General features: G+C 66.2%; 14 protein-coding genes. 9 read left to right on the forward strand and 5 right to left on the reverse strand.

Going from position 1 to position 15,796, the window contains the following annotated elements:
• Nucleotides 1–78: 78 nt before the first annotated feature.
• The 4 genes from ACFVWT_RS01215 (at nucleotide 79) to ACFVWT_RS01230 (ending at nucleotide 3,699) form a co-directional block, all read left to right on the forward strand.
• Nucleotides 79–1,014 (forward strand): dihydrodipicolinate synthase family protein, encoded by a 936-nt coding sequence (locus tag ACFVWT_RS01215; protein ID WP_390244508.1) that lies wholly within the window; start codon nucleotides 79–81, stop codon nucleotides 1,012–1,014.
• A 122-nt stretch (nucleotides 1,015–1,136) separates the two neighbouring features.
• Nucleotides 1,137–2,435: an Nramp family divalent metal transporter gene (locus ACFVWT_RS01220; RefSeq protein ID WP_390244510.1), complete on the forward strand. Its 1,299-nt coding sequence runs from the start codon at nucleotides 1,137–1,139 to the stop codon at nucleotides 2,433–2,435.
• Nucleotides 2,436–2,619: 184 nt separating this feature from the next.
• A complete protein-coding gene (locus ACFVWT_RS01225) occupies nucleotides 2,620–3,318 on the forward strand; it encodes a PAS and ANTAR domain-containing protein (protein WP_390244512.1) in 699 nt (232 codons plus the stop codon).
• Between the two features lie 129 nt (nucleotides 3,319–3,447).
• Entirely contained in the window at nucleotides 3,448–3,699 is a 252-nt protein-coding gene (locus tag ACFVWT_RS01230) for a hypothetical protein (RefSeq protein ID WP_390244514.1), read from the forward strand.
• Here ACFVWT_RS01230 and ACFVWT_RS01235 read toward each other — a convergent pair.
• Nucleotides 3,675–4,943, reverse strand: coding sequence for a multidrug effflux MFS transporter (locus ACFVWT_RS01235; RefSeq protein ID WP_390244516.1), 1,269 nt, complete (start codon nucleotides 4,941–4,943; stop codon nucleotides 3,675–3,677). The genes ACFVWT_RS01230 and ACFVWT_RS01235 overlap by 25 nt on opposite strands.
• Nucleotides 4,944–5,077: 134 nt before the next feature.
• Between ACFVWT_RS01235 and ACFVWT_RS01240 the strand changes: the two genes are divergently transcribed.
• Nucleotides 5,078–5,989, forward strand: coding sequence for a helix-turn-helix transcriptional regulator (locus tag ACFVWT_RS01240; protein WP_390244518.1), 912 nt, complete (start codon nucleotides 5,078–5,080; stop codon nucleotides 5,987–5,989).
• A gap of 48 nt (nucleotides 5,990–6,037) precedes the next feature.
• Nucleotides 6,038–8,149: a phosphate acetyltransferase gene (pta, locus tag ACFVWT_RS01245; protein WP_390244520.1), complete on the forward strand. Its 2,112-nt coding sequence runs from the start codon at nucleotides 6,038–6,040 to the stop codon at nucleotides 8,147–8,149.
• A 71-nt stretch (nucleotides 8,150–8,220) separates the two neighbouring features.
• Here pta and ACFVWT_RS01250 read toward each other — a convergent pair whose 3' ends face one another.
• Entirely contained in the window at nucleotides 8,221–8,484 is a 264-nt protein-coding gene (locus tag ACFVWT_RS01250; protein ID WP_390244521.1) for a hypothetical protein, read from the reverse strand.
• A 123-nt stretch (nucleotides 8,485–8,607) separates the two neighbouring features.
• On the opposite strand from ACFVWT_RS01250, the gene ACFVWT_RS01255 reads away from it, so the two are divergent.
• Complete coding sequence (locus tag ACFVWT_RS01255) at nucleotides 8,608–9,768, forward strand: acetate kinase (protein ID WP_390244523.1); 1,161 nt, start codon at nucleotides 8,608–8,610, stop codon at nucleotides 9,766–9,768.
• 101 nt (nucleotides 9,769–9,869) lie between these two features.
• On the opposite strand, the gene ACFVWT_RS01260 is transcribed toward ACFVWT_RS01255, so the two are convergent.
• Both ACFVWT_RS01260 and ACFVWT_RS01265 read right to left on the reverse strand, forming a co-directional pair.
• Nucleotides 9,870–11,072, reverse strand: a complete 1,203-nt coding sequence (locus ACFVWT_RS01260; RefSeq protein ID WP_390244525.1) for an NAD(P)/FAD-dependent oxidoreductase — start codon at nucleotides 11,070–11,072, stop codon at nucleotides 9,870–9,872.
• Nucleotides 11,073–11,076: 4 nt separating this feature from the next.
• Nucleotides 11,077–11,283, reverse strand: coding sequence for a DUF2945 domain-containing protein (locus ACFVWT_RS01265; RefSeq protein WP_390244527.1), 207 nt, complete (start codon nucleotides 11,281–11,283; stop codon nucleotides 11,077–11,079).
• Between the two features lie 119 nt (nucleotides 11,284–11,402).
• Between ACFVWT_RS01265 and ACFVWT_RS01270 the strand changes: the two genes are divergently transcribed.
• Both ACFVWT_RS01270 and ACFVWT_RS01275 read left to right on the forward strand, forming a co-directional pair.
• Nucleotides 11,403–11,960 carry a GNAT family N-acetyltransferase gene (locus tag ACFVWT_RS01270; protein ID WP_390244529.1) on the forward strand — a complete coding sequence of 186 codons (558 nt, stop codon included), beginning with the start codon at nucleotides 11,403–11,405 and terminating at the stop codon, nucleotides 11,958–11,960.
• 130 nt (nucleotides 11,961–12,090) lie between these two features.
• Nucleotides 12,091–13,275, forward strand: a complete 1,185-nt coding sequence (locus tag ACFVWT_RS01275) for a metallophosphoesterase family protein (RefSeq protein WP_390244531.1) — start codon at nucleotides 12,091–12,093, stop codon at nucleotides 13,273–13,275.
• 157 nt (nucleotides 13,276–13,432) lie between these two features.
• Here ACFVWT_RS01275 and ACFVWT_RS01280 read toward each other — a convergent pair whose 3' ends face one another.
• Entirely contained in the window at nucleotides 13,433–15,652 is a 2,220-nt protein-coding gene (locus ACFVWT_RS01280; RefSeq protein ID WP_390244533.1) for a S9 family peptidase, read from the reverse strand.
• Nucleotides 15,653–15,796 lie beyond the last annotated feature (144 nt).

A 15,796-nucleotide genomic window follows, 5' to 3' on the forward strand; every position in this document is an offset into this window, starting at 1 on the left:
CAAGATTGAAAACGTTCCCGCAAACGTTCTCATCCTAGCGGAACTGCCGACCATCAAAGAAGACATGAGGTAACTCCAATGACCATCGATCTCCGTGGGCTGGTCCCCGCACCTGTCACCCCGTTCAACCGCGACGGCAGCGTCGACGTCGACGCGATCCACCGGCTCGGCGGCTGGCTTGCCAGTGTTGACGGCGTCAAGGGCCTAGTGGTGCTGGGCCACGCCGGCGAAGGAACCTTCCTGACCCAGGACGAGCAGGCCCTGGTGATCCGCGAGTTCAAGAACGCTGTCAACGGCGAGCTGCCCATCATCGCCGGTATCACCGGTGAGGGCAACATGGTCGCCGCCCTTGAAGCCAAGCGTGCGGTTGAAGCCGGGGCCGCGGCCGGGCTTGTCTACCCGTCCCACGGCTGGCTTCGCTTCGGGTACCAGAAGGGCGCCCCGCAGACCCGCTACAAGGAAATTTACGAAACCTCGGGTCTGCCGCTGATCCTCTTCCAGTACCCCGACGCCACCAAGGCCACTTACGACCTCGAAACGCAGCTGGAGATCGCGGGCCAGGAAGGTGTGTTCGCGACCAAGAACGGTGTCCGAAACATGAAGCGCTGGGACACCGAGATCCCGGTCCTGCGGGCCGCCTATCCGGACCTGCAAATCCTGACCTGCCACGACGAGTACCTGCTGCACACCATGTTCGACGTCGACGGCGCACTCGTCGGCTACGGCGGACTCGCCCCCGAGCCGCTGGTGGAGCTTATCGCCGCCGGAAAGGCCAAGGACTACGCCGCGGCCCGCGCCATTCACGACCGCCTCCTGCCTGTGACCAAGAACGTTTACCACCGCGGATCACACATGGAAGGCACCGTAGCCCTCAAGGAAGGCCTGGTCGCCCGCGGCATCCTCGAGCACGCCACCGTCCGCCCGCCGCTGCTGCCCCTGGCCGAAGGTGCGGGCGAGGAAATCGCGCTCGCCCTGAAGTCCGCCAACCTGGGCAACGTCACCGTTAGCGTCTGATCCCGCTTTCCCGGATCCTTCGGGTGGCGGGCCCCGGGCCCGCCACCCGTTCCAAAGTCTCTTACTCTCCATCCCGGTCGATGACGACCCCAGCAACGTCGCTGTATAAGGAGGACTCGCCCATGCGCGAGCAGAATAGGACCATCACCCGCCCCGGAACCAGGGAAGAACAGATGGCAACCCAGCAAGGAATCCCGGCCCAAGCCGGAGCGAAGAAGCACCGGACTTTCCTCGGCTATCTCGCCCTTATGGGCCCCGCTTTCGTCGTTGGCGCCTGGCAATTCGGGCCCGGGAACCTCACCACCGCCGTGCAGGCCGGCAGTCGGTTCGACTACAGCCTGGTCTGGGTCATTGCCGTCTCGACCGTCCTGATGATCTTCTTCACCGACATGAGCGTCCGTCTCGGCATTACCGCTCCCGGTTCCCTGATCACGGCCATTAAGCAGCACCTCGGAAAATGGGTCGGCGTGCTGGCCGGCCTCGGCGTCTTTGGAATCACCCTGATGTTCTCGGTCGGAAATGCCGTCGGATCAGGCCTGGGCCTTTCGCTCGTGTTTGGCGGTTCTCCCGTAATCTGGTCCGTCGTCTGCACGGCGGCTGTCGGCTTCGTCCTGGCTTTCCGCAACGTCTACGGAGTCGTGGAAAAGGCATTGCTCATCATCGTCGTCCTGATGGGAATAGCGTTCATAGCCAGCACCGTCGTCGCGCAGCCCGACTGGTACCGGTCCATGGAGGGCATGGTCCCGAGCCTTCCGGCAGGGAGCGAAATTCTCATCGTGGCCCTGGTCGGCACCAACTTTTCCATCAACGCCGCCTTCTACACCTCGTACGGCATCAAGGAAAATGGCCGCACCCGCGCCGACTACCGCGACATCACCCTCGTTGACACCATCCCAGGCATCGTTGCCCCGGGCATCATGACCGCCCTGGTCATCATGGTGGCCGCCGCAGTGCTCGGCAAGACGGGCGCCGAAGCCGGCACCATCAACGCCCTGGCCTCCGTCTTCGCGCCACTGGCGGGGCCCGTCGGGTCCGTGCTTTTCGCACTTGGCCTCTCCGGTGCAGCGTTCTCATCCATGATCGCCAATGCCACTGCCGGCGGCACAATGCTCTCCGACGGGCTCGGCCGCGGCGCGAAGGCCGGATCACCGACTGCACGCATATTCACCGGTGTCATCCTGGCCTTCGGTCTGGTCGTCACGCTTTCCTTCCAGTCCTCGCCGGTCGGGCTCATCGTGATAGCCCAGTCCCTGACCGTCCTCATCGCGCCCCTGCTCGGCGCGCTCATTGTCATCATGGCCAATAAAAAGGCCGTCATGGGCGACCTACGCAACAAATGGTGGCAAAACCTGTTCGGCGCCATCGGCCTCATCGCCATCGTCGCTTCCTCGATCCGTCTCATCACCACCTTGGTCGGCTAGAGGAATCGCCCCGGATTCCACAGGATCCCCGACCTGAAGGGGTTGGGGATCCTGCCGTGTGCCGCGGCGGCCCTCAAATCCTGACGGCGGCCCGCACCTGATCACCGCTGCCGGCGGTGCCGTATCCCCAGACATCGGGGGTACGATCAGAGGCGGGGGGAAGCCTACCCAGAACGGGGGCCCAATGGATGGAATTTTGGGGCGGGCGGAGACGTATTCCAGTGTGTTGGGAGCGTCTGCATTGCTGGCCGGAACGTTTGTTTTTGATGTGAAGGCCGGGACCATGGAGTGGTCCGACGAGCTCTACGCCATCCACGGCTATCGTCGCGGGGACGTCGTCCCGACCCAGAAACTGTTGCTGGCGCATAAACACCCTGAAGACCTGGCCCGGATCCAGGAGATCAGTGCTGAGGTCTATGCCCACGGAGGCCATGTCGCCATCTACCATCGCGTGATCGATGCCGCTTTGCGCGAGCGCAAGGTCCTGACGGCGGGGGAGGCGGTGCTGGATGAAGCCGGGAAGGTGTCCACTATTTCGGGAGTCATGCTTGACCTGACGTCGACCATCCATCGGGAAACGGAATTGGCCGCGCGTGAGGCGGTCCGCGGCGCGCTGGGTACACGGAGCACCATCACGAAGGCCGAAGGCATCCTCATGGGGCGGCTGGGCATCGGATCCGCCGTGGCCTTCAAGTTGCTGACCAACTACAGCAACAAAAGGAACATCAAGCTTGCCGGCATCGCGTGCGGTCTCGTGGCCCTGGCCGACGATCCGGAAGACGCGGGCGCGCTGGGGCGTTTCATCCAGGAGCTGGTCCAGGCCAACCACCAGCCCCCGGACCCCCCGCCCCGCCGGCGACCGCGCCCCCGCCCGCACGGCTGACAGGGCCCGCACTGCTGAGAGGGCCCGCCACAAAGCCATCTGCCAAAAAACCGGACCCATCCTGCTGAACCACCGTTCCGAACCTCTACCGGGGAAATGTTGAATCTGTGGAACCGGGGAGGTACTGGTATGCGGGAAGACGATCAGCAGGCGCTCACTGCCACGGTGATCCATGAACTGGCCATTGATCCCTTCACGCTCTGGCTGCACTACCTGAGCATTGGCGGGAACCTCGATTACCAGCCCGTCCTGGCCTACATCCAGGGCCGCGGGCCGCTGTCGACCAAGGAACGCGACATGGTTTCCGTCGCGGTGAACGACTTTGCGCTGGAACCGCTGTGGCGCCCGCGGGCACCCTATTCGGACTCGGAAACAGCCTGAGCCTCACCAACAGGATTACGACGACGGCGGAGCAGTCCCAGGCTGAGCGCTGCTGCGGCTGCGGCTGCGGCCGCGACGACGCCGAACGGCACCGGATCGTTGGCGCCGCCGATGCCCACCAGGGGTGCAGCCAGGCCGCCAAACGCGAACCGGGCCAGGCCCAGCAGTGAGGACGCTGTGCCGGCGATGTCCGGATACCCCCTGAGCGCAAGCGAGGTGGCGGGCGGGCTGGTGACGGCCACGCCGCTGACCATGGTGAACAGGGACAGGATGATGGCGATCAACGGCAGGTGCAGCACCGCCGTCGCCAGCAAGCCCAGGGCACCGGCGAGGGCCATGGCCAGGCCTACCGCGAGGGTTCCCCGTTCGGACCAGTGCTCGGCCAGGCGGCCGGCGATGAACCCGAAGATGACGAAGCCCAGGGAGTTCAGCCCGAACGCGAACGAGTAGCCCTGCGGGGAGAGGCCGTACAAGCCCTGCAGGATGTACGTTGCCCCGCTCAGGTAGGCGAAGATCGCGGAATAGGTGAACCCGGTGATCAGGACGGCTCCCACGAACATCCGGTCGGCAAGGAGCCTGCGGAAGTCGTTGACCGTGTGGGAGAGTCCTCCCGTGGTACGCCGCTCCGCCGGCAGCGTCTCGCGGAAGATCATCAGGCACGCCACGAGGATGGCCACACCCACCGCCGCGAGGAACAGGAAGACCCCGCGCCAGTCCGTGACGGCTGCGAGCTGGCCGCCGATCACGGGACCGATGATGGCGGCCAGTCCACCCAGGACGGTCAGGCGGCCGTAGTACCTGATCGGCTTCCCGCCCGAGTACACGTCCCTGCCGGCCGCCTGGGCGATGACGATGCCCACGGCGCCGGCCAGGCCCTGGACGAACCTGGCGGCGATGAGGGTTTCGACAGTGGGGCTGAGCGCGCACAGGACCGATGTGACGGTGTAGGCGATCACGCCGATGAGCAGCGGCGTTCGCCGGCCGAACCGGTCCGAGAGCGGGCCGGCAACCACCTGGCCGATCGCCAACCCGAGCAGGCAGGCGGTGATGGTCAGCTGCGCCACGGACGTGGTGCTCTTGAGGCCGGCGGTGAGGGCCGGGAGGACGGGAAGGTAGAGGTCCATGGACACCGGACCGAAGATTGTCAGCAGGCCGAGCAGCACCGCAAGCGGCCGGCCAACGGCATTCTTTGCGGGAGCAGGCCCGGGTGAGGTGGCGTGCTCCGGGGTGCCGATGGCGGTCATGCAGGCTCCGTTCCAGTGATGATTTCGGGTTGGATTCCAAGTCAACCGGGCGGCGCCCTTCCTAGCTACGGCTCTCCTTATCCGGGTTCTGCCAGTACCTCCCTCGCTGCGCCGTGCCGGTGTAGCGTGAACGGGTGGATAACAGGTTGGCGGTGCGGGAGTTCCTCGCCTCAAGACGCGCCAAGATCACCCCCGAGATGGCCGGACTGACGCTTTTTGGCGGACGACGGCGGGTTCCCGGCTTGCGCCGCGAAGAGGTCGCCATGCTGGCGGGGGTCAGTGTGGATTACTACACGAAGCTGGAGCGCGGAAACCTGTCCGGCACGTCCGAGAGCGTGCTTGACGCCATCGCCAGGGCCCTGAAACTGGACGAGGCCGAACGGGACCACCTCTACAACCTTGCGCGTGCGGCCAGCCCATCCGGCAGGAGCAGGCAACAGCCCCTGCAGAGCGGCACCGTGCGCCCGGGCCTCCAGTTCTTGCTGGACTCCATCACCGCGGCGCCGGCATTCATCGGCAACCAGCACATGGACATCGTGGCGGCCAACCAGCTGGGCTACGCCCTGTATTCGGAGATGTACCGCGGGCCCGCCCGGCCGGCCAACCACTCCCGGTTCATCTTCCTCGACCCCAGGGCCCGGGACTTCTACCCCAATTGGGACCTGGCGGCCAACACCAACGTGGCAATCCTGCGCACCAGCAGCGGCCAAAACCCCTTTGACAAGCGCCTGGCGGACCTCGTCGGGGAACTGTCTACCCGCAGCGAGGAATTCCGTACCCGCTGGGCAGCCCACAACGTGCGCCGCCATTACGCCGGAACCAAGATGTTCCACCACCCGGTGGTGGGGGAACTCGAGCTCACGTACGAAGCCATGGATCTTGCCGAGGACCCGGGCTTCCGGCTCACGGTCTATCCGGCCGTGCCGGGATCACCGTCGGATGAACGCCTCCGTCTGCTCGCCAGCTGGGCCGCCACTGAACGGATCAACGACCTGGCGGCGGGGGCGCCCCCGCAAGCCTCGTGGAGAAACCCGGCCAACAAGTGAAAGTATGGAGGGACGGAGCACCACCACGTCACTACCTAAGGGCGGATCATGGCCAAGGGGATTTACGTCAGCGCGACCACACCGGGATCCGGTAAGTCGCTCATAGCGCTGGGGCTTGCGGACACGCTGCACCGGCACGCGGATCGCATCGGCTTCTTCAAGCCCGTGGTCCACGGCCCCGACGCCGCGTCGGACCCCATGGTGGCGCTGATGAAGTCCCGCTTCGATCTCGACGACGAGCGCTGCCGCGGCGGCCTGACGTACGCCGAGGTCCGTGCGCTGCTGGCCGAGGGAAACCGGGCGGAGATCGACTCCCGCTGCGTGGAAATCTTCGCCGAAATGTCACGGCACTGCGATGTGGTGATCGTGGAGGGTACCGACCTCACCGGCCAGGACGCCGCCGTCGAATTTGACCTGAACGCACGCCTCGCGAACAACCTGGCCGCCTCCGTCGTGGCCGTGGTGGGCGCGAAGGGGCGCACCGTCGAGGAGGCGGCTGACGCCGTCGAAGTTGCCCGCAAGGAACTGGCGGCGGAACGCTGCAGCCTGCTGGCCATCATGGTGAACCGCGCGGACCCGGAGGACGTGGACGGGATCGTCGCCGCCGTGAAGCCCGGCGCCTCCGGCCGGCCCGTGTACGTTTTCCCGGAGCTGGAGGATATTGCCCGGCCCACCACCGGCGAGGTGGCCACGGCCCTGGGGATCCGCCAGGTGGCCGGCCGGCAGGACATGGAACGGGACGTCCACTCCATCAAGGTGGCGGCCATGAGTGTGGCCAACTTCCTGCACGTGCTCGACGACGGCGCGCTGGTGATCGTCCCGGGGGACCGCGCGGACGTGATGGTTGCGTGCCTGGCGTCATCGTTCTCGCCGGAGTTCCCGGTGCCGTCCGCGCTGATCCTTACCGGCGGCCTGGCCCCGGAGCCCAACATCTACTCGCTGCTGGCGCAGGCGCCGTTCCCGGTCTTCGCCAGCCCGGACGACACCTACACAACTGCCAAGCGCGTGTCCGAGGTCCGCAGCGAAATCTGGTCCGGGCACCGCCGCAAGGTGGCTTCGGCCGTCGGCTTGTGGGCCAAGCGCGTGGACGAGGCCGAACTGGTGGAACGCCTGCACCTGCCGCGGCTGGAGCGCATGACGCCGCTGCGGTTCCTGCACGACCTGATTGAACGGGCCAGGCTGCAGCGCCGGCACATCGTGCTGCCCGAAGGGAACGACGTGCGGATCCTGCGGGCCGCGGAGATCCTGCACCGGCGGGACGTCTGCGACCTCACCATCCTGGGCAACGAGTCGGATGTCCGGGAGCTGGCATCCACCCAGGGCATCGACCTCTCCGGCATGACGATCGTGGATCCCGCCACGTCCGAGCTGCGCCAGAAGTTTGCCGAGAAGTATGCGGAGCTCCGCGCGCACAAGGGCGTGGACCTGGCGCGGGCCCTGGAGGTCATGCTGGACGGCAGCTACTTCGGCACCATGATGGTGAAGCTGGGAGTGGTGGACGGCATGGTGTCCGGTGCCGCGCACACCACCGCCCACACCATCCGCCCGGCGCTGGAGTTCGTGAAGACGCGGGACGGCGTGAAGATCGTCTCCTCAGTGTTCCTGATGCTGATGCCGGACCGGGTGCTGGTGTACGGCGACTGCGCGGTCAACCCGGACCCCAACGCGGAGCAGCTGGCGGACATCGCGCTGGCCTCGGCCGAGACGGCCACCCAGTTCGGGGTGGAGCCGCGCGTGGCCATGCTGTCCTACTCCACCGGCGGGTCCGGCACCGGCGAGGCCGTGGACAAAGTCCGGCAGGCCACCGAACTGGTGAAGGGCCGCCGCCCGGACCTCGCCGTCGAAGGTCCCATCCAGTACGACGCCGCGGTGGACGCCGCGATCGCGCAGTCCAAGATGCCCGGCTCGTCCGTGGCGGGGCAGGCCACCGTGTTCATCTTCCCGGACCTCAACACGGGCAACAACACCTACAAGGCGGTGCAGCAGTCCTCGGGTGCGGTCGCCGTCGGGCCCGTCCTGCAGGGGCTCCGCAAGCCGGTGAACGACCTCTCCCGCGGCTGCACGGTGGAGGACATCGTGAACACGGTGGCCATCACTGCAGTGCAGGCGCAGTCGGTGGAGCCGGCCGTGGAGCCGGCAGCCGCGGCTGCGCACGCCTAGCCGCACGCCTAGCCGCGGTGCCGGTTCCGCTTCCGGAGCCGGCCAGCTGTTGTCCGGCCAGCTGCCTCCGGCTAGCTGTTTTCCGGCTCTGCCGGACTGTCCGGGTCTTCCTGCTTGGCGGGCTCGTCCGACAGGCCCTCCGGCGTGAGGTCCAGGTCCTCCACGTTCTCGGGCGGTTCGGGGGACTCGCCCACCTCGGCGGCCTTGACGTTACCCGTGTCGTCCAGGGCCGGGTTGGCGCCTTCGACGCCGGTGGGATCCGGCTTCTTCGCCCCGGTGTCCGTCGCGGTGGTGTCCGGCGCGGTGCTGCCCGGCTCGCTGGCGTTGTCAGTCATGGAAAGGCCCTCCTTGCGTAGTCCAATTTGTCCGCCGACTCTAAGCGCCCGCAGAACCTTTCGCAATGGCGCTACGATCGAACTTCCACCGACCACCGCAGCAGCCAAGGCTTAGGAGGCCCAGTGCTCGTCCTCGTCATCAACTCCGGTTCGTCCTCGCTCAAGTACCAGGTACGGGACGTGGCATCGCACAGCGTCCTCACCGAGGGACTGATCGAAAAGATCGGCATGGGCAACGGCGGGGAAGGTGACGGCGAGATCGAGGGCCCGCGGGACCACGCGGAGGCGCTGGAGCAGGTGGACGCAGCCATCCACGAGGTGCTGGGGGACCGGACGCTGGATGCCGTGGGCCACCGCGTGGTGCACGGCGGTGAGCGCTTCGGCGAGCCGGTGCTGATCGACAACGAGATCACCCGCGCCATCGAGCGGCTCAATCCGCTGGCCCCGCTTCACAACCCCGCCAACGTGCTGGGCATCCGCGCCATCGCCAAGAAGTGGCCGGACATGCCGCAGGTTGCCGTGTTCGACACCGCCTTCCACCGCACCCTCCCGGAGCACGCGTGGCGCTACGCGGTACCGGACTCGCTGTACACCAACCACGGAATCCGCCGCTACGGCTTCCACGGCACCTCGCACGAATACGTCTCGCACCAGGCGGCGGCGCTGCTTGATCTTCCGGTGGACGAGTTCGACGGCGTGATCGCCCACCTGGGGAACGGCGCCTCTGTCACGGCCATCCGCGGCGGTAAGTCCGTGGACACGTCCATGGGCTTCACCCCGCTGGAGGGGCTGGTGATGGGCACGCGCTCGGGCGACCTGGACCCCTCCATCCTGGTGTTCCTGGGCCGGGCCGGCTGGTCCACCGAGGACATCGACTCCCTGCTCAACCGCGAATCCGGGCTCAAGGGCCTCGCCGGGAACAACGACATGCGCTCCGTGGTGGAAGCCTCCGAAGCCGGCGATGCCCGCGCGGCCATGGCGCTTGCCGTCGCGTCGTACCGCCTGGCCAAGTACATCGGCGGGTACCACGTGGCCGTGGGCGGCGCGAAGGCGCTGGTGTTCACGGCCGGCATTGGCGAAAACTCGCACCAGTTCCGCACGCTGGTGGGGGACAAACTGGGGGCGCTGGGCATAGAGCTCGACGCCGGGCTGAACAGTCAGCGGTCCAAGGAGCCGCGCGTGATTTCCACGGCCGCGTCGCTGATCCCCGTCCTGGTGGTTCCCACGGACGAGGAGCGCGCCATCGCGGAGGCGACCGCCGCCGTCGTGCATTCCGCCTCCTGACCCGGACGCTTACTCAGTTTTCGCCGCTCTTCCCGGGACGCTCTCTCACTTGTGACCGCTTTTCCCGGGACGCTCTCTCACTCGTGGCAAATCGTTCCTGCTCAGGCTCGGCCCTTCAGGATGAGGTTCCAGTAGACCTGCGGGAAGACGTCGCGGTCCACCACCCAGGAAGCCCGGCTTTCTTTCCACGTGGGGACACGCGGGATGGTGGGCATCGGCTGGTACTGGTCGTCGAATTCGGCGAAGACCACGGTTGACCGGGAGGCGGTGAACGGGCACACCGCGTAGCCGTTGTACTTCTCCTTCAGCGGTTTGCCTTTGCGGGCCGACACCAGGTTCTTGGCCAGCACTTTGGTCTGCTTGCGCAATGCGCCGCCGCACTTCGAGTTGGTGGTGCCGGCGGCATCGCCCAGCGACCAGACATTCGGGTAGCGGACATGCTGCAGAGTCTCCGGGTCCACCTGAACGAAGCCGCCGGCGTCGCCGGGCGCGGGCAAGTCGGTGCGCTTGAGCCAGTCCGGCGCCGACTGCGGCGGGACCGCATTCAGGACGTCGTATCTGAGTTCCTCGATGCCGCCGTCGGAGTTGTTCCGGATGTGCGCCGTCCGGGCCGCCGGGTCCACGGAGACCAGTTCGCTGTTGAGCCGCAGCTCAATGCCGTATTCGGCCACCTTCCGGTCCAGCTCCTCATCAACGCCCGGCACGCCGAATACGGTGGGGTAGGGCTGGACCATCACCACGCGGATGTCGTCCAGGACCCCCTGCTCCCGCCAGTAGTCGCAGGCCAGGTACATGGGTTTTTGCGCGGCACCTCCGCATTTGATGGGCCCGGCGGGCATGGTGAACACGGCGATGCCGGACTTCAAGGTGCTGAGCAGGGCCCAGGCTTTTGGCGCCAGTTCGAACTCGTAGTGGGAAGCGCCGTGCGGCGAGTGAACTGCCTCGGCCAGCCCGGGAATCCGGTCCCAGTCCAGTTGCAGGCCGGGGCACACCACCAGGTGGCCATACGTGATGTTTGCGCCGGAGGCCAGCGAGACGGTGTTGGCGGCGGCGTCGACGGCGGTGGCGCCGTCGTGCAGCCAGGTCACTCCCCGCGGCGTGACGGAAGCCTGTGGCCGGATGGCTTCGGAAGCCGTGGCCCGGCCGCCGGCGATGTGGGAGAAGAGCGGCTGGTAGAGGTGGTGGTCTTTGGGTTCGGCCACCGCCACGTCCTTGACGCCGTAGCGGTGCAGGCGCGCCGCCAGGGAGATTCCGGCGTTTCCGCCGCCAATGATCAGGACGTCGTGGTGCTCCGGGCCGGCCACCGTCCTAACCCTTCTCGGTCAGGGCGGACGCCTTGTGGGCAGCGCGGGCACCGGTCTTGGCGGACTCCACCACGTACTGGGGTTCCTCCTTGCTGGCCCGGTGCTTGTTTCCGTCCAACTCGAAGTCGCTGGTCTTCTTCTCCACGATCTTCCCGTGGGTGGGCCCCTGGGGCGTGTTCCATTCCACGGACGTTCCCTTGCTTAGCGCCATGACTGCTCCTTCAGTTGACCCCGGACCGTTGACCCCGGACAGTTGACCCCTCGGCTGGAAACGAGGTGCACACAATAGTAAGCATGATTAGTTTCGCGGGTCACGGGTACGCTCGATCCATGCCGGACATCAGACTGCCCATCCGCACCGACCGCCTGGTCCTGCGCCGTTTCGAGGCCGCGGACCTGGACGCCTTCCATGCCTACCATTCGCTGCCCGGCACCGCACGGTTCCTTCCCGGGGAGGCCAAGAGCTACACGCAGTGCATGGAACGGGTGGGGCAGTACGCCAATTTTGTGTTTGATAAAGAGGGCGACTGGGTGGCGCTGGCGATCGAGGCTGCGGACTCGCCCGGACTGATCGGCGAAGTGGTGCTCAAGTGGCTGCCGGGCTTCGGGCAGGCCGAGATGGGCTGGAGCCTGGCGCCCGGCGCGCGGGGCCACGGCTACGCCACCGAAGCTGCGGAGGCGGTGCTCAAACTGGGTTTCGAGGGCCTGAACTTCCACAGGATCGACGCCAAGCTGGATGCGCTGAACACAGCCTCGGCGGCCATCTGCGAACGGCTCGGCATGCGACTCGAGGCGCGGCACGTGGACAAGTGGCGGTACAAGGGGGAGTGGGCCACGGAAGTTGTCTACGCCATCCTGCGTGACGAATGGGCGGCCCGGAACGCCTGACCTCCGGAGCGTGGCACTGCGCGTTCACCGCACGTTTCAAGGCGGGACGTTTCCTTCTCCTACTGTCTGGGCATAACGGCGGCCCGGAACTGCGGCCGCCTCTGTGCAGCATCTGCAAGGAGAGGTCTCAATGAACACCAGAATCCACCAGCCCAAACTCAGCAGGAGAGCGGCACTGGCTGCTGCCGGAACGCTTGGCGCGCTGGGAATGACCGTGGCCGCAGCGGCCGGCAGCCAGGCAGCGCCGGGAGCGAAGGCGCCAAAGCCGAGCCTGCTCTTCCGGCCCGACGGCACGTTCAAGATTGTCCAGTTCAACGACACCCAGGACGACGAGCAGACGGACCGCCGCACGATAGAACTCATGAACCGGACCCTGGATGCCGAGAAGCCGGACTTTGTGGTGATCAACGGAGACGTGATCAATGGTGGCTGCGACTCGGAACTTGAGGTCAAGCAGGCGCTCAACCATGTAGTGCAGCCCATGGAAAGCCGGCAGATCCCGTGGGCCGTGACGTTCGGCAACCACGATGAAGATTCAGTGCAGCGAACCGGCATGACCGAGGCCAAAATGCTCCAGTTCCTGCAGAGCTATGCATTCAACATGAACGCAGACTCCGCCCCGGAACTCACCGGCACCTCCAACTCGCAGCTGCTGGTGCAATCCTCGCGGTCCAAGGCGCCGGCCTTCGGGCTGTGGCTCATCGACACCGGCCGCTACGCCCCGGACACCATCAACGGCCAGAACTTCGAGGGCTACCCGGACTGGGACTGGGTACGCATGGACCAGGTGGCCTGGTACCGGAATCTCTCCATCGCAACCGAGCAGAAATACGGCAAGAAAGTACCGTCCCTCATGTGGGGCCACATCGCGCTCCACGAGCACCGCAACATGTGGTTCTCCAGCCTTGACTCACGAACGGACGCCGATCACGCCCGGGCACTCACCAAGCACAATATCGTTGGAGAACGGAACGAAGACGAGTGCCCCGGCCCCATCAACTCCGGCCTTTTCAACGCCTTCCTGGAACGCGGGGATGTGCTCGGATACTTTGTGGGGCACGACCACGTCAACACCTACGTCGGCAACTACTACGGCGTTCAGCTGGGCTACGCGCCGGGGACAGGATTCGGCGCCTATGGACTGCCGGGCGCCGACCGGAACCGACTGCGCGGAGCCCGCGTCTTCGAACTGGATGAGAACCATCCGGGAATCTACAAGAACACACGGCTCGTCTTTGCCAAGGATTTCGGCATCGACCTGACGGCCAATGACCAGCCCATCGTTCCGCTCCCGCTGGAGCCTGCGCAGCGGTAACCCTGTGGTTGGGCCCGTGCGCTCATCCACATGACGCTTTTGGCCGCTATGCACTTCGCATAGCGGCCAAAATCGTCAAATCGCCGAGGGGGTTCGGAAGGCTCAGCCACCCGCCCCGCAGCCACCCGCCCCGCAGCCAGCCAGACCGGAACGACCCCTATTTAATCCCGGCCCCCGGCAGCAGCTCCGTCGCGCCCACGGAGTCGGCCACGAAGGCGTAGTCCCAGGCCCGTTCGCGCCACTGGACGTACCGGCCGGACGCTCCGCCGTGGCCGCCATCCATCTCGATCTTCATCACGATGGGCTCCGAGCCGGTAGTCACAGACCGTAGCGCCTGCACCCACTTGGCCGGCTCCACGTACAGCACGCGGGTGTCGTTGAACGAGGTCACCGCGGCGATCTTCGGATACGGCAGCGCGCCAACGTTTTCGTACGGAGTGTAGGACTTCATGTACGCGTACACCTCGGGGTCCGTGATCGGGTTGCCCCACTCCTCCCACTCCAGGGCGGACAGCGGCAGCTCCGGGTCCAGGATGGTGGTGAGCGCGTCCACGAACGGCACGGCGGCCACGATGGCGGCGTACTTTTCCGGCGCCAGGTTGGCTACGGCGCCCATCAGCAGCCCGCCCGCCGATCCGCCCATCGCCGCAATCCGGGACGGGGAAACCCACCCGGAAGAAGCCAGCCAGTCCGTGGCCGCGATGAAGTCCGTGAACGTGTTCTTCTTGTGGAGCTTCTTGCCGTCCTCGTACCAGTGCCGGCCCAGCTCGCCGCCGCCGCGGATGTGCGCGATCACGAACACAATCCCGCGGTCCAGCAGGGACAGCCGGGGGATGCCGAACCCGGGGTCCATGCTCATCTCGTAGGAGCCGTACCCGTAGACGAGGCCCGCCGCGGAGGAATCCTGGGCCACTGAGGCGTGCCGCAGCACCGAAAGCGGAATGCGGGTGCCGTCGGCCGCCGTCGCCCATTCACGGGTGGCCACGTAGTCGGACCGGGAGTAGCCGCCCAGCACGGGGCTTTCCTTCCGCAGCAGCAGCTCACCCGCAGGCAAGGCATCGGTGGGCAGTACGAAGTCGTACACACGCGACGGCGTGAAGTAGGACGTGTAGCCCATCCGGATCACCGGGGCCTCGTAGTCCGAGCCCGCCACGCCAGCGGTGTAGAGCTCCTCGTCGAACGCAGGCTCCACAGGATCGCCCTGCGCCGGTGTGCCCAGCCCGGCCAGCGGCAGCACCTGCACGCGTTCAATGGTGTCCTTCCGGACGGACACAATCAGGTGGGTGGAGGTGACGCCTGCTCCGTTGACGCGCACCTGGTCGGAATGTTCGACGACGGTGGTCCACTGCTGCTCGGCCAGCGGCTTGGCGAGTTCGGCCGCGTCCACCAGCGACACCATGGAGTTGATGGCGTTCCGGTTGTGCGTCACCAGGATCTTCTCTGCGCCGTCGAGCAGAAACGGTTCGGCCTCGTAGAGGACGCGTTCGTCGCGCGAAATCACGGTGCTGAGTCCGGCGTCGTAATCGTCAAAGCGGAGCAGCCGCGTCTCGCTGTACTCCGAGCAGCCGATGCTCAGCACGAGGTGGCGACGGTCGGAGGAGAGGTCGAAGCCCAGCCACATGGCGACGTCGTCCTCCTGGTAAATCACCTCATCGTCGGTGACCGGCGTGCCCAGCACGTGCGACTTCACCTGGTAGGGGCGCCAGGCGTCGTCCACCACGGTGTAGAACAGGCGCGTGCCGTCGGGGGAGAAGGAGACGCCGTAGAAGATGTTCTCGATGACGTCCGGCAACATCTCGCCGGTGCGCAGATCCTTGAAGCGCAGCGTGAAGCGTTCGTCGCCGGCGTTGTCCACGGCATAGGCGTACAGGTTGCCGTCCACGGTCACGGCCGTGCCGCCCACGGCGAAGAACGGCTTGCCTTCGGCTTCCACGTTGCAGTCCAGCAGGACTTCTTCGCCGGGAAGTTCGACGCCGGCCTCCACCGCCGGGGGCGTCCAGTCGGCCACGGGGTCCCCGGTGTTGTGGGCCTTGACGCGGCACTGGATGCCGTATTCCTTGCCCTCGACGGAGCGGGTGTAGTACCACCAGCCGTCCTTGCGGTTCGGGACAGACAAGTCTGTCTCCTGGGTGCGTCCCTTGATTTCCTGGAAGATGGCTTCGCGGAGCGGTTTCTGGTGGGCGGTGACCGATTCCTGGTAAGTGTTCTCCGCTTTGAGGTGCTCCACCACGTCCGCGGAGTCCTTGGCCCGCAGCCATTCGTAGTTGTCCACGAAGGTGTCGCCGTGGTGGGTCCGTTCGAAGGGGACCTTCCTGGCTACGGGGGCGGCGGCCGCAGGGGTGTTGTCGGCTGGGTGCTGCACTGGAGTCTGGGTCATTGACTCAATATATAAAGCTATTCCGCCGCAGGCACACGCGTTCGCTACCGGGGGATAGAGTGGTCCGCTTATGCCCTGCGTAGCGCCCTGCACAGCGCGTTACTCGAGCAACTTAAAGACAAGTAGTGGCCACTCACGCACAGG

Origin of the sequence: Arthrobacter sp. NPDC058288, assembly GCF_042880995.1 — a bacterium.
Classification (GTDB): Bacteria; Actinomycetota; Actinomycetes; order Actinomycetales; family Micrococcaceae; genus Arthrobacter.